Origin of the sequence: Paracoccus fontiphilus (assembly GCF_017356265.1) — a bacterium.
In the GTDB taxonomy this organism is placed as follows: domain Bacteria; phylum Pseudomonadota; class Alphaproteobacteria; order Rhodobacterales; family Rhodobacteraceae; genus Paracoccus; species Paracoccus fontiphilus.
Window position 1 is genome coordinate 1 of the sequence record NZ_JAFNAW010000059.1, and the last position, 20,966, is coordinate 20,966.

Sequence of the window (20,966 nt, forward strand, 5' to 3'; positions counted from 1 at the left end):
AGCCTACCACGGAGAGCCGTAGTGCGAGACACGACATCATCAACGCATGTCAATGCAAAATGGCCGCGGTGCAAACCGGGTGGTTACGGAACTTCAAGCCGTCAAGCTGAACGTAAGTGGGGCGCAGCCGCCGCTTACCGTTCTTTACAATGCCGCCACCCACAGCCTGAAGCGCCTTGCGCCCGTGATCTCGCGCACCAGACCCATGCGGCGCATGCGCGACAGCAGGCGTTCGGCGGTGTCGCGGCTGATGCCGGCCAGTTCCTCGACCTGGGCGGTGTGCAGGACCGGATGGGCGGCAAGGGCGGCGACGATGCGGGCGGGGTTCTGGCCCTTGATCGAGGTGGTGGCCTGGCGCGCGGCTTCCGACCAGTCGGCGATCCGGTCCAGCAGCCGGCAGGCATCGCCCGTGCCCTGCGTCACCGCGGACAGGTGCCGCGACAGGCGCTGCGTGGGCGGGCCGCCATCGGCCCAGATCGCCCGGCCGTGGCGGCCAAGGGGCAGGAAGGCCAGGCCCGGCGTGGCGCGGGCCATTTCCCGGGCAGTCCAGACGGCGCCCTCGATCGCGGCGCCGTCGGGCGACAGGTCCGCCAGACGCCACAGCATCCGGGCCGCGGGCGCGCGACCCAGGGGATGGAGACCCGACAGCCCCGCCATGGCGTCCAGGAAATCCGTGGCCGCCGCATCGAAGGCGTCGCCCACGGGGCGTTCGGACCAGGTCGCCTCGGCCCGGTCAGGGTTGCGGTGAAGGGCCAGGAAATCGCGCAGTCTGGCCGGATCGGACTGGCCTTCCAGCCGCCGCAGCGCCCAGCGGGCCTGCGCCATGGCCGCCAAATCCGTGCCGGCGCGGGCCGACATGGCATCAAGGCCGATCTCCTCGCGCGACAGGGGGGTTCCCTGGGCGCGCAGCATCTCCTCGATCTCGATCAGGGCCAGGCGGCGGGTGGCGCCGGCGCGGGCCTTGTCGTCCATGACCAGAAGCCGCGCTTCCAGGCGCCCCGCCGCAAGCGCCGCCCCCGCCAGTTCGACGGCCAGGCCGGATTGTGCCGCCAGCCAGTCGGCTGGACGGGGCAGGGAGGGATGGTCGCCTTCGCCAAGGCCTTGCCATGTCAGATCGGATCCACGCATATCCGCACCATAGCGAAGATCCGTCGGAGTTCCAGCTATTCCGCCGCCACGGGCTCTGCCTCGGGGTCGCGGCGCAACCCCTCGATCAGCACATAGATCACCGGGGTGATCAGCAGCGTCAGCACGAAGGCGAGCGACAGCCCGCCCACGATCACCGCGCCGATGGCCCGGCGGCTTTCCGATCCCGCGCCCGTGGCGATGGCCAGCGGCACCGCGCCAAGGACGGTGGCGATGGTGGTCATCATCACCGGGCGCAGGCGGGTGACGGCGCCCTCGCGCGCGGCCTCGCGCAGGGGCTTGCCTTCCTCGCGCAGCTGGTTGGCGAATTCCACGATCAGGATGCCGTTCTTGGCCATGATCCCGATCAGCAGGATCATCCCCACCTGCGAGAAGATGTTGACCGTTCCCCCCGTGATCAGCAGCGTTCCCGCCGCCCCGGCCAGTCCCAGGGGCACGGTCAGCATGATCGTCAGCGGCGTGCGGAAGCTTTCGAACTGCGCGGCAAGCACCAGAAAGACGATCACAAGGGACATGGCGAAGACCGTGGCGATCCCGCCCGCGCTTTCCAGGTAATCCTTGGCCTGGCCGTCCCAGGCCAGCACCGCCCCGGCGGGCAGGTCCGTCGCCGCCGCGTCCACCGCCGCCATGGCCCCGGCCAGGTCGGTGCCCGAGGCGATGTCGGCCTCCATCGCGACCGAGATCAGCCGGTCATAACGGTTGACCGAGGGCGCCGTGGCCCCCGTCGCAACGGAGGCGAAGGCCGACAAGGGGATCAGGTCGCCCCGGTCGTTGCGCAGGAACACCCCCAGCATGTCCTGGACGGAATCGCGGTCGTCGGGGGATGCCTGCAGGATCACCGGGTATTGCCGCCCGTCGCGGGTATATTCGCCCACGCTGCGGGATGCGAACAGCACCTGCAGGGTCTGGGCGATGGTGTCCGCCGAAAGCCCCAGATCCTGCGCGCGGGTGCGGTCGATGGACAGGTTCGCCCCCGGCTGGTTGGCGGAATAGCTGATCTCGACCGAGGCGAGGCGCGGGTCGGCCTCCAGCCTTGCGGCCAGATTGCCCGCCCATTCCGCGGTGCGCGCCATGTCCGGCCCGCCCAGCATCCAGCGGATGTTGCCCTGCCCGCTGGACAGACCCAGGCCGCCGGCGGCGCGGATGAAGGTCTCGGCCTCGGTGATGCGGGCCAGTTCGGGGCGCAGGCTGTCGATGACCTCCTGGACGCTGGCGTCGCGATCCTTCCAGGGGGCAAGGTTCACGTTCAGCAGCGACCGGCGCAGTTCGCCCCAGGTGCCGACGATGGTGGTGACATTGGTGATGGTGCCGTCCTGGCGCAGCGGTTCCAGAAGCGCCTCGACCTTGCGGGTGGCGGCATCGGTATAGGCCAGGTTCGACCCCTGCGGCGCGGTCACGGTGATGCGGATCTGGCCGCGATCCTCGTCGGGGGTCAGTTCGCGCGGCAGGTGCCCGTAGATGGCGAAGGCGGCCGCCATGGCGAAGGCGGTCACGGCCAGGATCGGCACCGGCCCGGCGATCAGCCGGTCGAGGATCGCGCCATAAACCCGCTCCAGCCCGCCGATCAGCTGGTTGACGGTGCGGGTCAGCCAGTTCGGCCGTTCCTCTCGGGGCATGATCTTCGCGGCCAAGACCGGCGACAGGGTCAGGGCGACCAGGGCGGACACGGCCACCGCCACCGCCAGCACGATACCGAATTCGGCGAACAGCTTGCCGATCTCGCCTTCCATGAAGCTGACGGGAACGAAGACCGCGATCAGCACGACGGTGGTCGCGATCACGGCGAAGCTGACCTGGGCCGATCCGTCACGCGCCGCCTCCAGCCGCGACTTGCCCATGGCGCGGTGGCGCTGGATGTTTTCCAGGACCACGATGGCGTCGTCCACGACCAGGCCGATGGCTAGGATCAGCGCGAACAGCGTCAGGATGTTGATAGAGAACCCTAGGGCCAGCATCGCCAGCCCCGCGCCAAGCGCGGAAACCGGGATGGTCACCACCGGGATCATCGACAGGCGCAGCGATCCCAGGAACAGGAAGATCACCGCGATCACTAGGGCCACGGCCTCGGCAAAGACCTTCAGCACCTGCTCGATCGAGCTTTCGATGAACACCGCCTCGTCGGCGGTGATGTCCAGGCGCATGCCGGGGGGCAGGGTGGGGCGGATCCGGTCCAGTTCCGCCTTCACCGCGTCTGAGATGGCGACCGTGTTGGCTTGGGCCTGCGGCTGGACGCCCAGGCCCAGCGAGATCACCCCGTTGGCGCGGAAGATCGATTCCCGCTGCTCGGGGCCTTCCTCGATCCGCGCCACGTCGCCAAGACGCAGCGGGCGGCCGGTCGCATCCTGCCGGATCACCACCTGGCGGAAGGTGTCGGGGCTGGAAAACCGGGTCTGCGCCAGCACCTGCAGCTGCCGGGCGCCGGTCTCGATCTCTCCGGCGGGCAGTTCGATGTTGTTGGATTCAAGCGCGGCGATGATGTCGCCCGTGGTGATGCCGTAGGCGGCCATGCGCGACTGGTCCAGCCAGATCCGCATGGCGGGGGATCGCGCGCCGAAGGTCGCGGTGTTCGCCACGCCGGGCAGGCGGGCGAAGCGGTCCACCAGGAAGCGCGTGGCATAGTCCGACAACTGCAAGGGTGTCATGTCGGGGCTGGACAGCGACATGCGGATGACGGGATCGCCCTCGCTGTCGTTCTTGTCCACGCGGGGGCGCTCGGCTTCCTCGGGCAGGCGGCCCACCACGCGCTCGACGGCGTTCCTGACGTCGTTGGCGGCGGCGTCGATGTCGCGGCTGCTTTCAAAGGTCAGGACCGTGCGCATCCGCCCGCGCTCGGATTCCGTTTCCATCGCGGACACGCCGCTGACGCCTGCCAGCGCGCCCTCGATCACGGAGGCGACCTGACTGTCCACCACGTCGGGGGCGGCGCCGGTATAGTCCACGCGGACGGTGACCTCGGCCGCCTCGACCTGGGGCAGTTCGCGGATCGGAAGCCTGCTCATCGCGACGGCGCCGATCAGCACGATCAGCAGGTTCAGGACCGTGGCCATCACCGGCCGGCGCAGCGAAAGATCGGGCAGGCTCATCCCCCGCCCTCCGCCGGGGCGGGGGCCGTGGCGGGAACGGGCGCGGCCTCGACCCGGCGTTCGCGCGCCACGGGCTCGATGGTGCTGCCCTCGGACAGGCGGTGCAGGTTCGTTACGATGATCCGGGACGAGGGCGACAAGCCCGAGACGACCTCGACCAGGCCGTCCTGCTGCTGGCCGGTGACGATCTCCGCCTGCCGGGCGGTGTTGCCCTCGGCCAGCATAACCAGCACCCGGTCGCCTTCGACCGTTTGCGCGTTTTCCGGGATCGCCAGGCGCCGCTGTTCGTCCAGGACCAGCCGCACCTGCAGGAACATGCCGCCCGCAAGCGCGCGATCGTCATTGGGAATTTCCGCGCGCAGGGCCAGGCTTCGGGTTCCCGCATCGACGCGGCTGTCGATGCGGCTGATGCCGCCGCCGAACACCCGGCCCGGCCAGGCGGCCGAGGTCAGTTCGACCCGCTGCCCGCGGGCCAGGCGCGGCAGCAGGGTTTCGGGCACGCTGAAATCGACCTCGATCACCGAAAGGTCGTCCAGGGTGGCGATGGGGGTCGCGGTGTCGATCACCTGGCCTTCCACCAGGTCGGTCAGGCCGATGATGCCGGCAAAGGGGGCGCGCAGGCTGCGGTCCTCCAGCGCGACCTCGGCGCGATCACGCTCGGCCTCGGCGCGCAGAAGGGCGGCGCGGGCGGTCTGAAAGGCGGCGTCCGACGCGCTGCCCGAGCGGTTCAGGCTTTCCTGGCGCCCGAAGGCGGCCTCGGCCTCGGCCAGGGTGGCTTGGGCGGCCTTCAGGTCGGCCTGCTCGGCGCGGCTGTCCAGTTCGACCAGGACCGCCCCCGCCTCGACCCGGTCGCCGGGCTGGAAGGCGATCCGGGCGATGCGGCCGCTGGATTCGGGCAGCAGGTCGACGGCCTGGCGCGCGCGCGCCGTGCCCACGGCGGTCACGGCATCGGCAAAGGTGACGGTCTCGGGGGTGATCGTCTCGACCCGCAGGGGGGCGCTATCGGCCCCGGCGGTCTCGGCCGCCGGTTCGGATGCCGCCAGCAGCCGTTCGGTCAGGTAAAGACCGCCCGCGCCCGCGGCCAGGATCGCGACCAATCCAAGGACGGCCTTCACCGCGCGCATGCATGTCTCCCTCGGGCGTTTCCTGGGTCGGGTCCAGAGTTCCCGATTGTGCCTGCCGGGACAACCCATATCGACGGAATCCCGGACATGTGAAGTTTGTAAGGGACTGTCTCAAACCGCCCGGATCGGGCCGGGATAGGCGGCGACGCGACTGTCGGCGGTCAGAAGCATCATCCCCTCGGCCAGGGCCTGGGCGATCAGGATGCGGTCGAAGGGATCGCCGTGGATGGCAGGCAGGCCCGCAAGCCCAAGGCAATGGCGTCCGGCGATCGGCAGTTCGGCGTAGTCGTTGGCCAGAAGCCCCGCGCGCAGGACGCCCGGATCGACGCGGAAATCGGGCCGGTCCAGCGCGCGCTTGATCGCCACTTCCCAGATCGAGGCGGCCGAGAACCACAGGCTGTTGCCCGGATCGGCGATCATCGCCGCGGCGCCGGACGACAGCCGGTCGGGGCGGAACGCGGCCCAGAGCAGCAGATGCGTGTCGAGAAGCAGGTTCACGGGACCGGGCGGGGGGCGGGGGCATCGCCCTCGAACAGGGCGCGGATGTCGTCGGCCCCCATGGTGTCGAAATCCGCGGGGATCTCGGCCTGGCCCGCCAGGAAGCCCAGGCGGCGCGGGGCCGCGTCCTCGATCATGGAAACCTTGACCAGGGGCTTTCCGGCCCGCGCGATCACGAAGGGCTGCCCGCGCACCGCGTCCTCGACCAGCTTCGACAGGTGGGTCTTGGCCTCGTGCATGTTCACGGTCTTCATGGGCGGCCTCCTTGGTCCGGTCAACTTAGTCCACCCGGCACGGGATTTCAACTTTCGTCATCGTGACCGGCAAGCCGTTCCATTCCGTCCCCGCTGCGGCTTAGGTGGGGACAGTCCACCCTGCGAAAGGTTTTCCGCCATGATGCCCCGCCGCCTTGTCCTGACCAGCGCCGCCGCCTGCGGGATCGCGGCGGCCCTGCCCGCCGGCGCCGCCGACCGCCCCAATCCGATGCCCGAGGAATTGCGCCAGGCGCTGGAACGCGATCCGACCGCGCCGACCTTGGGAAATCCGGACGGCGACATCACCCTGTCGGTCTTCTTCGACTACAACTGTCCCCATTGCCGCAAGATGGTCGCGCCAATCCGGGAACTGATTTCCTCGGATCCGCGGCTGCGCATCACCTATCGCGAATGGCCGGTCTTCGGCGAAGGGTCGGATTTCGCCGCCCGTGCCTCGCTGGCATCCTTGCCGATGGAAAGATACTGGCAGTTCCACACGGCCCTGATGGCCATGAAGGACCGCGCGGCTGAAGCCAGCGTGATGCGCGTGGCCCGACGCATCGGCCTGGACGAGGCCGCCCTGCGCCGGGGGATGGAGGCAGAGGCCGTGGACCGCCACATCCAGCTGTCCTTCCAATTGGCCGAGCACATGGGCCTGATGGGCACGCCCACCTTCATCGCCGGCGACGAGGCGATCTTCGGCGAACAAAGCCGCGCCGATCTGGCCGGACTGGTCGCGCGCGGGCGCAGGACGCTGGGTCTGGCCTGACGCCCATGTTTCCCGGTAGCACATTTTCCTGAAAGCAGGGAATAACCTTAACCCTTTCCTCGTATCCCTTTTGACCGGCGGCAGAAGCCGGCCTTCAGAAAAACGGAACGAGGGACACCATGAAACGGGCGTTTTGCGCATTCATTCTGCTGGCCGCATCCTTGGGATCTCCTGCGGCGGCGAATGTGGATCCGTCGGGGCCGGAGGCCCGGCTGCAGATCACCCAGCTGCTTCTGGACAAGTCGTCGCGGCGGCTCTACCTGCTGAACGGCAAAAAGGCGGTGCGGTCATACCAGGTCGACCTGGGGTCGAACCCGGCAGGGCCCAAGCAGTTCCAGAGCGACGGCCGCACGCCCGAGGGGCTTTACCACATCACCCACAGGAATCCCCATTCGAACTTCTTCCTGTCGCTGGGGATTTCCTATCCCAACGACCGGGACCGCGCCCGGGCCCGCGCGCTTGGCCGCGATCCGGGCGGCGACATCTTCATCCACGGGCGCGGCGCCCGCGTCCAGAATCCGCCCCGCGACTGGACCCGCGGCTGCGCCGCCGTCACCGACCGCGAGATGGCCGAGATCTTCGACCTCGTCCCGCCCGGCACGCCGATCTTCATCAAGCCATGAGGGCGGGAAAGGACCGCGGGATCGACCGCGGCCCTTCCTGTTCTTACCAGCTGGTCAGGACCGAGCCTTCGTATTTCTCGTCGATGAAGGCCTTCACCTCGGGACTGTGATAGGCCTCGACCAGCTTTTTCGCCCAGTCCTGTTCCTCGTCGCCCTTGCGGACCACGAGGATGTTCACATAGGGGCTGTCGGCCTTTTCGGTGGCGATGGTGTCGGTGTTGGGGTTCAGGCCCGCCGCCAGCGCATAGTTGGTGTTGATGACCGAGGCCTCGGTATCGGCCAGCGACCGGGGCAGCTGCGCCGCGTCCAGTTCCAGGAAGGTCAGGTTCTTGGCATTTTCCGTCACGTCCAGCGGAGTCGGCACCAGCCCGGTGCCCTCGGCCAGGGTGATCAGGCCCAGGTCCTGCAGGATCAGCAGGGCGCGGCCGCCATTGGTCGGATCGTTCGGAATGCCGATCCGGGCGCCGTCCGGCAGGTCCGCGATGTCCTTCAGCTTGTCGGAATAGACGCCCATCGGCGTGGTGATGGTGGTGCCGATTTCCACCAGGTCGAAGCTGCGGTCCTTGATCTGGTTTTCCAGATAGGGGCGGTGCTGGAAGCTGTTGGCCTGGATGTCGCCGTCGGCAAGCGCAGTGTTCGGGATCACGTAGTCCGAAAACTCGACCACCTCGATGTTCAGGCCCATGGGTTCGGCGACGGTGGCGACCTCTTCCATGATCTCGGCATGCTCGCCGGGCGAGACGCCGACCTTGATGTCTTGGGCCATGGCGGGGGTCCAGCCGGCGGCGGCCGACAAAGCAAGGGCGGAAGCGAAAGTGGCAAGGCGCAGCATCGGATAGGTTCCTTTCTTGTCTGCGAGGAAAACGTCAGCGGCCCCGGTTGCGGGGGGCGCGCTTGTCGAAGCGGGCGGCGATCCATTCGCCCAGCGACTGCACCAGTTGCACCAGCACGATCAGGACGACCACGACCGCCAGCATCACCTCGGGCATGAAGCGCTGGTAGCCGTAGCGGATGCCCAGGTCGCCCAGACCCTCGCCGCCGACGGCGCCGACCATGGCGGAATAGCCGATCAGGCTGACCACGGCCAGCGTCAGGCCCAGCGCGATGCCCGGCCGCGCCTCGCGGATCAGCACCTTGCGGATGATCTGGAAGGGCGTGGCGCCCATGGCGCGCGCGGCCTCGATCAACCCGGCATCGACCTCGCGGATGGCGTTTTCCACCAGGCGGGCGATGAAGGGGATGGCGGCCAGGGTCAGCGGCACGATGGCGGCATCCGTGCCGATCGAGGTGCCGACAAGCGCGCGGGTCAGCGGGATGATCGCCACCACCAGGATGATGAAGGGCACGGACCGGGTGGCGTTCACCACCAGCCCCAGCACCTTGTTCGCCCAGGGGGCCGACAACAGCTCGCCGCGTTGCGAGGTCGCCAGGAACACCCCCAGCGGCAGGCCGAAGGCGGTGCCGATCACGGTCGAGGCCGCAACCATGTAGAGCGTCTGCAGCGTCGCTTCCCAGAGAAGCCAGATCAGGTTAGCGGACATAGCCCAGCACCTTTGTCAGCAGTCCGTGTCGTTCCAGATAGGCCCGCGCCTCGGCCCCCCGCTGGGCGTCCACGGAGATCAGCAGGTTGCCGAAGGGATGGGGGCCCACCTCCTCGATGGCGCCGGCCAGGATGTTCGAGGCGATGCCCAGTTCCGTCGCCAACTTCGACAGCATCGGGTCGGTGGCGTGGGTTCCGGCGAAGGTCACGCGGATCACCTCGTCGGACGGGCCGTCAGGACGGGCCTCCTCCATCCGGCCGGCGATGAAGCCCGGCAGGGTCAGCCCGGTGACGCCGCCCAGGAAGGACCGGGTGGTCGGATGGGTGGGCCGGGCGAAGATGTCGTAGGTGGGGCCGCTTTCCACGATCCGGCCCCCTTCGATCACCGCCATGTGGCTGGCGATGTCGCGGACCACGGCCATCTCGTGGGTGATGAGCAGCACCGTCAGGCCCAGGTCGCGGTTGATGTCGGCCAGAAGCCGCAGCACCGTTTGCGTGGTCTCGGGGTCCAGCGCGCTTGTTGCTTCATCCGACAAAAGCACCCTGGGCTGCGTGGCAAGCGCCCGGGCGATGCCCACGCGCTGCTTCTGCCCGCCCGAGAGTTCCGCCGGATAGCGCCCGGCCAGGCCGTCAAGCCCCACGCGGGCGATCAGGTCCGCGACCCGCGCGCGGATGTCGGGGGCGGGCGTGCCCGCGATCTCCAGCGGCAGGGCGATGTTGCCGGCCACGGTGCGCGAGGACAGCAGGTTGAAGTGCTGGAAGATCATCCCGACCCCGCGCCGGATGGTCCGCAAACCCGCCCCGCCCGCGCGGCCCACGTCGCGGCCCGCCACGGTGACGGTGCCGCTTGTCGGGCGTTCCAGCCCGTTGACCATACGCAGCAGCGTCGATTTTCCCGCGCCCGACCGGCCGATGATGCCGCAGATCGCGCCGGGTTCCACCGCCAGCGTCACGTCCTCGAGCGCGTGGACGCGTGTGCCGCCCGGCCCGGCGAAGGCCTTGCCGACCCCTTCGAAGCTGATTGCCGCGCCCGCAGCGGTATTGCCGGTCATCCGTTCGTCCTTGCGGTTTCGTCCGCCCCTGGGCCGGGTTGCCCCAATCGGGGGCGGGACGCAAGGCCGATGGTCCGGCCCGCGCCGGGAAAGGCGGCCGCCCCGTGGACCGGGACGGTTCCTGTCTGGTCAAGGAAACGCAGATTTGGCAGAAGGCGGGAAACGCACACGATGCCAGCGGTCAATGGCGCAAACGGTCCTGTTCTTCCCATGATGTCACCATGTTGATGAAATTCCTTCGCTCGACGGGTGGGCGGGGCATAAGCTGGACGATGATCGGCTTTGCATCCAGCTATGCGATCCGCCTGCTGTCCACCCTGATCCTGACGCGGCTTCTGGAGCCCGAGGTGTTCGGCCTGATGAGCCTGGCCTGGGTCCTTCTGATGGCGCTAGAGATGGTTTGCGATGTCGGCACCACCCCGTCGGTGATCCGCAGTCCGCGCGGCGACAATCCCGAGTTCCTGGACACGGCCTGGAGCATCCAGGCGGTCCGCGGCGTGTGGGTCGGGGCCATCACCCTGCTTCTGGCCTGGCCCGTCGCCTGGCTTTACGAGGAACCGGCGCTGTTCCCGATCCTGTCCGCCGTGTCCGTGATCCCGATCATCCAGGGGGTGGCGTCGATGTCGGGGGCGGTCTGCGCCCGGCACATGCATCTGGGGCGGCTGACCGTCTTGAACCTGGGAACGCAGCTCCTGACGACGCTGCTCAACCTTCTGTTCGCCTGGTGGCTGCAATCGGTCTGGGCGCTGGTCCTGGGATCGGTGCTGGGCACCCTTCTGGGGGTGATCGCCGCCTATGCCTGGTTGCCGCCCTATCGCCCACGCCTGCGCTTCGACCGCGACGTGATGGCCGAGATTGTGTCGTTCGGCCGCTGGGTCCTGCTGGCCACCCTGTTCACCTATTTCGGGGGCCAGGGATCGACCGCGATCATGGGCTTCGAGGTTTCCGTCGAAGTGCTGGGCCTGATCACCATCGCGACCACGATCGCCTTCGCGCTGTCCGACCTGATCCAGCGGATCCTGGGGCAGGTGGCCTTTCCGATCATATCGCGCGCCTATCGCGAGGGGCAGGACTTCGTGGGCACCGTCGACCGCATCAAGAAGCTGATCTTTCTTCTGGTGCTTCCCGGCTTTGTCGCGCTTTCCCTGCTGAGCCAGTGGATCATCGACCTGCTTTATGATCCCCGCTACGCCCTGGCCGGCAGCTTCCTGAGCATTCTGGCGCTGAACGGGGCCCTGGGGACCCTGTCCATGCCCTACCAGAACGCCATGCTGGCCGCGGGAAACAGCCGCGGCCATGCCATCGTCATGGGAACAAGCGCGGCTTCCACCGTCAGCCTGATGCTGGTGGGGATGCATGTCTTCGGCGTCTACGGGATGATCTTCGGGATGGGGCTGGGCAACGGCCTGCTGCCCCTGGCCGTGTCCGCCTGGTTCGCAAGGCGCGAGGGCATCCTCAGGTGGCGCTACGACGTGGTCACCGTTCTGGGGGTGCTGGCGCTTTACGCCTATCAACTGGCCGCGCTTTCCGCCTGGTCGTGACACCGCCCGCACGGTTTTGCGGTTGCGGCCGCTATTGATGCTGGCAGGACTGCTTGCGGGCAGGTGGCGACCGCAGGGAGACTGGCCGGGAAGGCGCAAGGATACGCACAAGCAAGATCAGCGGCAGGCCCAGGATCAGCCCCGCCCAGCCGCCCGCTACATAGCCCAGCACGATTCCCAGGATCGATGCTTCCCCCAGCCACAGGATCGTCGCCCCGGCAAGGGATCCGGCAAGGATCAGGATCAGCAAGACGATCAGCATGGCGCGGCCTATCGGACCCGGGATGCGGCGCATGCCCCTGGGGGGCAGGGCCGGGGCCGGGATGTCTCTGGGTCTTGAAACATTTGTTATAAATCATCTTGCGGAAGAAAGACAGTCCGGACTTTACCCGGCAAAGGCAAAATGATTCGTGCAGACAAATGACAATTCCTCAACCGGAAATTGAAACACCCGAGGATTCTGCATTTCAAAAGCGAACCGCCTTTCCGCCGGCTCAACCAAGACGCGAGAGGGCGGCCGGAATTCAGGTAACGTGACGTTTTTACAGTCCAAATTATTGCCCGATTCATAAGATTTCGTGGAACCGATAAAATTTTAGCGATATGACGGCTCCAAGGCCGCATATCTTTGGAAAGGTCCTGCCGAAAGGCAGGCGGCGGGGCGCAGGGATGCGCCACCGCCTTCCCGGAACGCGTGTCGTGTGTGTGCCGCCCCAGTGGGGCAAAGCGGGTAAAGAGTCATGAGTTATTACTTCAAGAAATATGAATGGACCGCCTTCACCGAGGCCGACCTTCTGGCCAACGGCAAGAACGGCAACGATTTCGGCAAGGGCGACAGCTTCGTCATGGGTTCGGCCACCACGAAGATGGCGACCTGGGACAACGACGGCAGCCTGGCGGGCGATTCCGCTCGCGACGGCTATTCCGGCGACCGCAGCGGCCAGGACGGGTATGTCAACGGCGTGCAGGTCGGCTGCAAGATGTATGCCGAGCAATACCACACGCTGAAGGGCTCGGACGGCAAGACCTATTACCTGATCGAGATCAAGATCGAGGGTCACGACTCTGCCGGCGCGGGTAACGGCTATTTCACCTTCTATGGCGCGCAGCCCCCGGCAGGCACCTGGCTGACCGTGACCGGCACCTGCAACGTCAGCGGCTGCTGGGTCGATTATTCCTGCATCGGCGCGGGCAAGATCGCGCCCCCGAACACGCCGCCCACCTTTACCAACGTCCCCTCGGACGGAGTCTTCTGCGTTAACGAGAACACCAAGCTGGTGGTGGACCTGAACGCGACCGACAAGGATGGCGACAGCCTGGGCTTCTCGATCGTGGGCGGGGCCGACGGCGGCGCCTTCTCCATCGACGCCAAGACCGGCGTCTTGTCCTTCAAGACCGCGCCCGACTTCGAAAAGCCCGCTGATGCCGACGGCAACAACAGCTACAAGGTGATCGTGGCCGTCAGCGACGGCAAGGGCGGGGTGTCCAACAAGGAACTGACCGTCAACGTCAAGGACGTAGCCGAGACGGCGCCGAAATGCACCGTCATAGAGGCCGAGGACATGAAGCTGTCCTGCTATACGGTGAAATGCGCGTCTTCGGCCTCGGGCGGAGAATACATCGCCCTGACCGGCGGCAGCGGCAGCGCCTCGACCACCTTCGGCGGGACCGCGGGCGCATACGACCTGTCGCTGCGCTACTGGGACACCTCGGGCGACGGCAGCATCAAGATCTATGTCAACGGCAAGCTGGTGGACACCGTCCGCCTGAACGCCAATGACGGCGCCTGGCACGAGGTCACCCTGGAGGACCTGGGCCTGAAGAAGGGCGACGTGATCACCCTGAAGGGCGACGGCCGCGGCTGCGAATCCGCGATCATCGACAAGCTCAAGCTCTGCCCGTCCGCGCCCGAGGTGAAGCTCGGCGCCCTGGAAGGCCGGGTCTTCCACGACGCGAACAAGGACGGCGTGGACAACAGCGAGGCCGGCGTGTCCGGCGTGGCGGTGCAACTGCTGAACGCGGCAGGCGTCGTCGTGGCCACGGCCATCACCGGCGCCAATGGCGCATATGCCTTCGCCAACCTGCAGCCCGGCAATTATTCGGTGGCCTTCCCGACCAGCGTGGACGGCCGCCTGCTGACCGGCCAGGATATCGGCGGCGACGACACCATCGACAGCGACGCCAATGTCGCGACCGGCAAGACCGGCCACTACACCGTTGTCGCGGGTGAGACCGTGACGGACGTGGATGCGGGCCTTGTCGATCCCAACAGGGGACCGCATGCCGCCGACGACGCCGCGGGCCTTTGCGCGGGCGACGAGAAGACCCTGGACGTGCTGGCCAACGACGGCGACGCCGACGGCGACCAGCTGACCATCACCAAGGTGGATGGCCAGGCGATCGCCGACGGCCAGTCGATCACCACCGCCGACGGCATGATCGTCTCGCTGGTGGCGGGCAAGCTGGTCTTCGACAGCGCCCATTCCGACTACGCCGACCTGCTGATCGGCCAGAAGGCCAGCGCGACCTACAGCTACGAGATCTCGGACGGCAACGGCGGCACCGATACCGCCACGATCGACCTCGATTTTTGCGGGGCGGTCAACACGCTGGAAACGATCAAGGCCAGCTTGCCGGAAAGCGGGACGCTGATGCTGAACGGCGACCTGTCCTACGGCGGAAGCTACTACACGGCGACGATCTCGGGCACGGGGGACGACCGCTTCGACGGCCATTCCTTCGACATCGCCTATTGCGTGTCCGCCTATGAGCCGATCAACCTCAACGAGGCTGTTCCATTTGCCATGTATCTGGCGACCGAGGATTCGGTTCCGACTGGCATTATCGCCAATCCGGAAAATCTGGACATGGTCAACTGGATCCTGAACCAGGATTTCGGAGCGATAGACAACGGCGACGGCACCGGCCAGACCTATACGGAGGACGAGATCCAGGGCGCCATCTGGGGCCTGACCGACGACATCGTCTTTGTGGATCCGGCTGGCGGCACCACGGCCAATGCCCAGGAAATCTACGACCTGGCCATGGTCCATGGACAGGGTTTCACGATAAGCGAGGGCGACATCATCGGCCTGATCCTGGATCCGACCGCTGATGCCGAAGCGGCGGGCAACAAGCAGCCCTTCATCATCGGCGTCGACTGGGACGACCTGGCCCAAGACTGCCTTTGCTACTGATAAACCGGCGATGGCGTTCCTTGGGCCGCTATCGCATCCTTTCCGGTCATCCAGGGACCGGATTGGGATCATAATGATAATGATCCCGCATGTGGTGCATCGGCGACCTGGAGCGCCGTCTGTCAAGAGGTATAAAGTTATGAAGAAATTTGCTTTCGCCAGCGCCGCCTTCAGCGCTGTTTCCGCTGCTGCGGCATCGCTGACCACCAGCGCCGCCTATGCCTGCGCGGTGCGCTGCCCCGTCAAGCCCGTTCCGGAAATCAGCGCCCTGGAAGGCACCGCGGCCATTGCCGCCCTGGCCGCCATCGTGCTGCTGACTTGGGAACGCCGCCGCCGCGCGCATTGATCGGTCGGATTGTTACGATCTGACGATTGACAGGCCCGCCCTTCAGCGGGCCTGATCCACTCGCCTTTTGCATGGTTTATCCGCAATGAGCGACAGCCGCGCCCTTGCCCCCCGCCTGCCCGTCGCGCCCCTGGCCTTGGCGGCCCTGCTGCTTGTGGCCGAGCTTCTGGTCATCGGCCTGACCTTCAAGCACGGGATCGAGTTCCGCTGCCTGGACAACTGGCCGCCCCGCGCCTGCGGCGCAGCCAGCCGGTCCCTGGCCGGGCTTTACTGCGTGATCGCCGCGACCGGGCTGTTCGCCCTGCTGCGCCCCGCCCTGTTCCGCGACCTTCTGGCGCGGGCGGGCCATGACGCGCGGCCCCTGGCGCTGAACCTTGCGGGCTTTGCGCTGGCGATGCTGCCGGTCCTGTTCATGCGGCAGGGCCAGGGCGCTGCGATGTTGGTTCCGGCCTTTGCCGCCTGGACGGGGGGCATGGCGCTGATCCTTGCGGGCATCACCGGCTGGCTGGCGCCCCGCGCCCTGTGGGAATGGTTCCTGCGCCAGGCGGGCATGTCCCTGGCCGTGGTGATGGCGGCGGGCGCCGCCGCCCCGGCGCTGGCCATGAGGCTGCAGCCGATCTGGCAGCTGGACACGATCGCGGGCACGACCTTTTCCGCCGTCCGCTGGCTGGTGGGCGCCCTTGGCTATCAGGTGATCGCCGATCCGGTGCAGAAGCATATCGGCGCCGACGGCTTCGTGATCTCGGTGGCGCCGGTCTGCTCGGGGATCGAGGGGATCGCCCTCGTGACGATCTTCGTGACCCTCTACCTGTGGCTTTTCCGGTCCGAGCTGCGCTTTCCCCGCGCCCTGCTGCTTTATCCTCTGGGGATCGCGGCAAGCGCCGCGCTTAACGTGGTGCGCATCGCCGCGCTGCTGATCCTGGGGATAGAGGGGCAGCCCGAACTGGCCGTGGGCGGCTTCCACAGCCATGCGGGCTGGGTGATGTTCACCGCGGTGGCGCTTGGCATTATCGCCGTGGCGCGGCGGGTTGCCTGGTTCAACCGTGCCCCTGTTATCGCCGATGCGCGCCCCGCCGCGCCCTTGCCGCCGCTGCGCCATGATCCCGTGGCGGGTCGCATCCTGCCCTTCGCGGTCTTCATGCTGACCGCCGTTGTGGTTCCCGCGATCAGCCAGAACCCGGCGATGTTCTACCCGATCCGGGTGATCCTTCTGGCCGCGGCCGTGGCCTTGGTCTGGCCCGCGCTGCGAAGCATCGCCTGGCGGATGTCACCGCTGGCCTGGGCGGCGGGCACGGCCGTCGGGCTCATGTGGGTGGCGATCCCCGTCGCCCCCTCCGACGCCCCGCCCCCTTATGGCGCCTTGAGCGGCGCGATGCTGGGGCTGTGGTTCGTCTTTCGCGGCATCGGCACCGTGGTCCTTGTTCCCTTGGTCGAGGAGTTGTTCTTCCGCGACTACTTGGAAACCCGGCTGCGCGGCGCCCCGTCCGATACCCCGGCCCCCTTGTGGCGCAACGTCATGGCTATTGCCGTCACGGCCGGGCTGTTTGCCGCCCTGCATGACCGCTGGGCCGAGGCCTTCGTGGCGGGGGTCGTCTTTTCCCTAGTCCTACGCCGCAGCGGCCGGATCACCGATGCCGTCGTTGCCCACGGGGTGGCGAATCTGATCGTCTTCGCTGCGGCTGTGGTAATGGGGAACTTGGCGATCATCTAACCCTGTTATCTATTGAGCCGGTGCAAAGTGCGGCAACATGAGGACAACCAAGGCAGATAAAGCATTAACAATAACTTTTTCATTTCCTGCCTCATTGGAATAGGGTTTGTCGCCTTTAGTCTTGTACGGACAGTCTTACAGGAAGCCGAAAGAGGACTTGGCCTGCTTGGACTTGTCAGGATACATCCTGGTCCAGTGCCCATAAGGCAGGGCTGAAGGAGCAGATATTGATTTCTACCTTGGCAGTTCTTTCTTGGCCCTTTGTAGTCTTCTGGCTGCTAGCCAATCGGACACCTGCCACAGCTGTCACTTGGGCGATCATCGGCGCCTATCTCCTGCTGCCCAGTAACTTTTCCCTTGAACTGCCAGCGGTCCCCAGCCTCGACAAGGCCTCGATCCCTGCCCTTTGTACGGTGTTAGCCGCGGCGATGCTGATCAAGGAACCGCGGCTCAGGCAACTAGCGCCTGGCATGATCCTGTCTGGTGCCCTGCCGCGCAGCCGGGCGGTTCGCATCCTGCTGGCAATGATGGTGGTGGGAACGGTCGGAACCGTGCTGACCAATGGCAATGCCCTTTACTACGGCCACCGTGTCCTGCCTGGCATGCGCCCCTATGACCTAGCCTCCACGCTGGGAGGCCTGCTATTTGCGCTCTTGCCCTTCTTTCTGGGTCGCAAGTACCTAGCCCATCCTGAGGCGCAGCGGTCGCTTCTAGTCGGGCTTGCAATGGCGGGGCTGCTTTATACCCTGCCTGCGCTTTACGAAGTGCGCATGTCGCCGCAGATCAGCCGGATGATCTATGGGTATTTTCCGCATGATTGGGCGCAGCATATCCGCGCGGGAGGGTTCAGGCCGGTGGTGTTCTTGCATCACGGCCTGTGGCTGGCGATCTTCTTCTGCTGCGCCTTCATGGCAGCCTTGTCGATGTGGCGCAGCGGAACGGGGGTCATGCGCACGCGCTGGCTGGGGGCTGCGGTCTGGTTGTTCATGACACTTGTCCTGTCCAAGGGCGTCGGAGCACTGGGTATTGGGCTGCTTCTCGGGGCGGTAATCTTGTTCGTACCTCTTCGCTTGCAAGTGCTGCTGGCAGCTGGGTTCGCGGCTTGTGTGCTGGTCTATCCAATGCTCCGCGGAGCGGGACTAGTTCCAACAGACATGGTAGTTAGGCTGTCGGAGCGGGTTGATACAGAACGGGCTGGCTCGCTTCTTTACCGCTTGGACAACGAGGATATCTTGCTGGAAAAAGCAAACCAAAGGCCGATGTTCGGCTGGGGAACTTGGGGGCGTAACCGGATCTTTGATGCCCAAGGGCAGGATATCAGCGTAACCGACGGCTATTGGGTGATGTCAATTGGAATGGGAGGATGGATCGGCTATCTGGCGGAATTCGGATTGCTAACTATTCCATTGATTTTCATGGCGCTAAGATGGCGTATTTTGGAACTGACGCCGGCTACGGCTGGCCTTGCACTAGCGATGACGGCAAACCTGATCGACCTCATTCCCAATGCAACACTGACCCCGGTGACTTGGCTGCTGGCAGGAGCCTTGGCGGGAAGGCTGGAACTGGGCCGCGTGGCCGAAAAGAAGGACATGCCTGCAATCGTCCTGCCAGGCAGGATATCCTACACCCGGCAAACGCAGCGCCACCCCGCCGGTCTGACAGTCCGCTAAAGTTTAGGAGACGCCCATGACCCACATTCCGGTGATCGATGCCGTGGCCATCGGGCGCAACGAAGGCCAGCGGCTGATCCGCTGCTTAGATAGCCTTCTGGCTGCGGGCTTTCGGCAGATCGTTTACGTTGATTCCTGTTCCACTGACGGCAGTGTCCAAGCCGCCGAAACACGAGGCATAAAAGTGGTGCAACTGGACATGTCAACGCCCTTTACGGCCGCGCGGGCCCGCAATGCTGGGGTAGCGGCCTTGCCCGGCGTTCCTGCCGAGCATATCCAGTTCATCGACGGGGATTGCATGCTAAATCCTGACTGGTTGCCGCAAGCCTCGGGGTTCCTAACAGAAAACCCCCATGCGGCGGTTGCTTGTGGCCGGTTGCGAGAGATTGCCCCAGATGCATCGCTTTACAATCGTCTGATCGATGAGGAGTGGAATACGCCAACAGGTCAGACCAAAGCCTGCGGCGGTATTGCCCTAATCAGAACAAAAGCCTTTGTGGCGGCAGGCGGCTTCAACTCGGCCCTGATCGCCGGCGAGGAGCCCGAGCTTTGTCTGCGTCTGCGCCAATTAGGCTGGCAGATCTGGCGGCTAGAGACAGAAATGGCGCTGCACGATGCGGCCATGCACCGGTTTGATCAGTGGTGGCGACGAAGCAAGCGGGCGGGCTACTCTTATGCATTGGGAGCGGCTCTGCATGGAAAGGCGCCTGAACGCCACAATGTGGCCCAAACCCGGCGGGCGCTTGCTTGGGGCCTAGGCATTCCGCTGGCTGCGATCTTGGGTGCGGTTTTTGCCCATCCTATATTGGTAATTCTGCTGCTGGCTTGGCCGTTGCAGATCATACGCCTATGGCACCGTGATGGCGATCTAGTCCGAGCGGCATTCCTAACGTTGGGAAAGCTCCCCGAGGCCCTAGGGATCCTAGAATACTGGGCCAAGCGGCTGGTAGGCCGCGACGAAAGGCTAATCGAATATAAGTGAGCTCCCTATCTTTTGGAGCTGCAGCTTTTCTGGACTTCATCCGTACGAGGCGGAATTGATAGAAATCTGTTTAATTGCCCGCTCCAAGGAAACGGGATCCACTTCAAAACTGTCTAGTGAATACTGATTGAAGATGCCCTGTCGCTTATAAGAGCATTGAATATATTCCGGCTTCAGTCTCCCACGGACCCCAATCCAAGAACAGCCTACCTGCTGGGCCATTAAACGAAAAAAATCTGTCATATGCCCGCAGGGCAAGATTTCAACGAGGTAACGCAAAGGCGACTCCAAATGCCGATAAAGAAGCGGGGCTAGTCCCGCTCCATGGACGGCAACGATCTGTTCAGCAGTATTGAACAGCCGGAACTGATCAGAAATGGGCAGATCCTCGGGATAAACAGTGCTATAGCCCAAGGGATGCAGTAACGCTTCAATCTGCGCTTGGTTCGATATGGCGCGCTGTTTTCGGCGCGCAAGAAAAATCCGTTTAGGCTCCAGACCCATTGATTTTCACAGCCAGAAGATGACGGTTGCAGCAAGGGCGATGGCGGAGAGGAAGACCCTCGGGCATCTGTCGTAGCGGGTTGCAACGCGCCGCCAGTCCTTGAGCCTGCCGAACATAATCTCGATGCGATTGCGCCGCTTGTAGCGGCGCTTGTCGTGTTTGACGGGCGTGCCGCGTGACTTCCGGCCCGGAATGCAGGGCGTGATACCCTTGTCTTGCAAGGCTTCACGATACCAGTCGGCGTCATATCCCCGATCTGCCAGCAGCCAGTCGGCTCCAGGCAGACTGCTCAGCAATGCAGCTGCACCAATGTAATCACTGACCTGGCCGGCTGTCATGAAGAACTTGATCGGGCGGCCCTTGACGTCAGTGACAGCATGCAACTTGGTGTTCATGCCGCCTTTTGTTCGGCCAATCAGCCTGCCACGCCCCCCTTTTTCAACCGCAGGCTCGAAGCCGTGCGGTGAGCTTTCAAATAGGTTGCATCAATCATGATGGTCTTCTGTTCGGTGCCGTCGGAGGCCAGCCCCTCCATGATCCGTGCGAATACCCCCATGTCGCTCCACCGCTTCCAGCGATTGTAGAGCGTCTTCGGCGGCCCATACTCGCCGGGCGCATCTGACCACCGCAACCCATTGCGATTGATGAAAATGATCCCGCTCAGGACGCGCCGGTCATCGACCCTCGGCTTGCCATGGCTTTTCGGAAAGAACGGCCGCAAACGCGCCATCTGCGCTTCAGTTAGCCAGAACAAGTTGCTCAATGATCAGGTCTCCTTGCGGAGCCTGAATCACGCAAGGCGTGTGAAATCAATGGGTCTGGAGCCTAGGGTCCACTAAGAGCGCCTAACAAAACCGCTGCTCATGCGTTGAGAGGCCATGAGCAAGCCCCTTGTATCCGATGATCTGTGGGAGGCCATTGC

At 65.3% G+C, this 20,966-nt stretch carries 19 protein-coding genes; 8 read left to right on the plus strand and 11 right to left on the minus strand.

Translation table 11 applies throughout. The annotated features are described in order from the left end of the window. Window positions 1-144: 144 nt before the first annotated feature. The 5 genes from J0F76_RS16155 to J0F76_RS16175 form a co-directional block, all read right to left on the minus strand. Entirely contained in the window at window positions 145-1,128 is a 984-nt protein-coding gene (locus J0F76_RS16155) for a Fic family protein (RefSeq protein WP_207471019.1), read from the minus strand. A gap of 35 nt (window positions 1,129-1,163) precedes the next feature. Further along, window positions 1,164-4,229 carry an efflux RND transporter permease subunit gene (locus J0F76_RS16160; protein WP_207471021.1) on the minus strand — a complete coding sequence of 1,022 codons (3,066 nt, stop codon included), beginning with the start codon at window positions 4,227-4,229 and terminating at the stop codon, window positions 1,164-1,166. After that, window positions 4,226-5,353: an efflux RND transporter periplasmic adaptor subunit gene (locus J0F76_RS16165; RefSeq protein WP_207471023.1), complete on the minus strand. Its 1,128-nt coding sequence runs from the start codon at window positions 5,351-5,353 to the stop codon at window positions 4,226-4,228. The genes J0F76_RS16160 and J0F76_RS16165 overlap by 4 nt, the downstream gene beginning before the upstream one ends. A 111-nt stretch (window positions 5,354-5,464) precedes the next feature. Then, window positions 5,465-5,851 (minus strand): PIN domain-containing protein, encoded by a 387-nt coding sequence (locus tag J0F76_RS16170; RefSeq protein WP_207471025.1) that lies wholly within the window; start codon window positions 5,849-5,851, stop codon window positions 5,465-5,467. Further along, window positions 5,848-6,105 carry a type II toxin-antitoxin system Phd/YefM family antitoxin gene (locus J0F76_RS16175; protein ID WP_207471027.1) on the minus strand — a complete coding sequence of 86 codons (258 nt, stop codon included), beginning with the start codon at window positions 6,103-6,105 and terminating at the stop codon, window positions 5,848-5,850. The genes J0F76_RS16170 and J0F76_RS16175 overlap by 4 nt, the downstream gene beginning before the upstream one ends. Window positions 6,106-6,244: 139 nt before the next feature. Between J0F76_RS16175 and J0F76_RS16180 the strand changes: the two genes are divergently transcribed. Next, window positions 6,245-6,874: a DsbA family protein gene (locus tag J0F76_RS16180; RefSeq protein ID WP_207471029.1), complete on the plus strand. Its 630-nt coding sequence runs from the start codon at window positions 6,245-6,247 to the stop codon at window positions 6,872-6,874. Window positions 6,875-6,993: 119 nt separating this feature from the next. Continuing rightward, the gene (locus J0F76_RS16185) at window positions 6,994-7,497 is read left to right on the plus strand and encodes a L,D-transpeptidase family protein (RefSeq protein ID WP_207471031.1); all 504 of its coding nucleotides are present in this window, start codon (window positions 6,994-6,996) and stop codon (window positions 7,495-7,497) included. 43 nt (window positions 7,498-7,540) lie between these two features. Here the strand turns inward: J0F76_RS16185 and J0F76_RS16190 are convergent, their stop codons facing one another. Genes J0F76_RS16190 through J0F76_RS16200 form a run of 3 tightly spaced genes read right to left on the minus strand, consistent with a single transcriptional unit; the run spans window position 7,541 to window position 10,089 of the window. Next, window positions 7,541-8,329: a MetQ/NlpA family ABC transporter substrate-binding protein gene (locus J0F76_RS16190; RefSeq protein ID WP_207471033.1), complete on the minus strand. Its 789-nt coding sequence runs from the start codon at window positions 8,327-8,329 to the stop codon at window positions 7,541-7,543. A 34-nt stretch (window positions 8,330-8,363) separates the two neighbouring features. Continuing rightward, entirely contained in the window at window positions 8,364-9,038 is a 675-nt protein-coding gene (locus J0F76_RS16195; RefSeq protein ID WP_207471036.1) for a methionine ABC transporter permease, read from the minus strand. Then, on the minus strand, window positions 9,028-10,089 hold the full coding sequence (locus J0F76_RS16200; protein WP_207471043.1) for a methionine ABC transporter ATP-binding protein: 1,062 nt from the start codon (window positions 10,087-10,089) through the stop codon (window positions 9,028-9,030). The genes J0F76_RS16195 and J0F76_RS16200 overlap by 11 nt, the downstream gene beginning before the upstream one ends. A gap of 227 nt (window positions 10,090-10,316) precedes the next feature. Between J0F76_RS16200 and J0F76_RS16205 the strand changes: the two genes are divergently transcribed. Continuing rightward, entirely contained in the window at window positions 10,317-11,630 is a 1,314-nt protein-coding gene (locus J0F76_RS16205; protein ID WP_207471044.1) for an oligosaccharide flippase family protein, read from the plus strand. Between the two features lie 31 nt (window positions 11,631-11,661). Here J0F76_RS16205 and J0F76_RS16210 read toward each other — a convergent pair whose 3' ends face one another. Further along, entirely contained in the window at window positions 11,662-11,892 is a 231-nt protein-coding gene (locus J0F76_RS16210) for a hypothetical protein (RefSeq protein ID WP_207471045.1), read from the minus strand. Window positions 11,893-12,370: 478 nt separating this feature from the next. Between J0F76_RS16210 and J0F76_RS16215 the strand changes: the two genes are divergently transcribed. From J0F76_RS16215 to J0F76_RS16235, 5 genes are all read left to right on the plus strand, one after another. Continuing rightward, a complete protein-coding gene (locus tag J0F76_RS16215; RefSeq protein WP_207471046.1) occupies window positions 12,371-14,827 on the plus strand; it encodes an SdrD B-like domain-containing protein in 2,457 nt (818 codons plus the stop codon). 139 nt (window positions 14,828-14,966) lie between these two features. After that, entirely contained in the window at window positions 14,967-15,173 is a 207-nt protein-coding gene (locus J0F76_RS16220) for a VPEID-CTERM sorting domain-containing protein (protein WP_207471047.1), read from the plus strand. A gap of 85 nt (window positions 15,174-15,258) precedes the next feature. Then, window positions 15,259-16,884, plus strand: a complete 1,626-nt coding sequence (gene xrtE, locus J0F76_RS16225; protein ID WP_207471048.1) for an exosortase E/protease, VPEID-CTERM system — start codon at window positions 15,259-15,261, stop codon at window positions 16,882-16,884. Between the two features lie 239 nt (window positions 16,885-17,123). Beyond that, entirely contained in the window at window positions 17,124-18,557 is a 1,434-nt protein-coding gene (locus J0F76_RS16230; RefSeq protein WP_207471049.1) for a hypothetical protein, read from the plus strand. A gap of 16 nt (window positions 18,558-18,573) precedes the next feature. Further along, complete coding sequence (locus J0F76_RS16235; RefSeq protein WP_207471051.1) at window positions 18,574-19,539, plus strand: glycosyltransferase family 2 protein; 966 nt, start codon at window positions 18,574-18,576, stop codon at window positions 19,537-19,539. Between the two features lie 36 nt (window positions 19,540-19,575). Here the strand turns inward: J0F76_RS16235 and J0F76_RS16240 are convergent, their stop codons facing one another. Both J0F76_RS16240 and J0F76_RS16245 read right to left on the minus strand, forming a co-directional pair. Beyond that, window positions 19,576-20,043 carry a glycosyltransferase family 61 protein gene (locus J0F76_RS16240; protein ID WP_207471052.1) on the minus strand — a complete coding sequence of 156 codons (468 nt, stop codon included), beginning with the start codon at window positions 20,041-20,043 and terminating at the stop codon, window positions 19,576-19,578. A 6-nt stretch (window positions 20,044-20,049) separates the two neighbouring features. Beyond that, window positions 20,050-20,807, minus strand: a protein-coding gene (locus tag J0F76_RS16245) for an IS5 family transposase (protein WP_207471054.1) whose coding sequence is annotated in 2 segments (ribosomal slippage) — window positions 20,050-20,486 and window positions 20,486-20,807 — 759 coding nt in all. Because the reading frame shifts where the segments join, the coding sequence is not laid out codon by codon here. Window positions 20,808-20,966 lie beyond the last annotated feature (159 nt).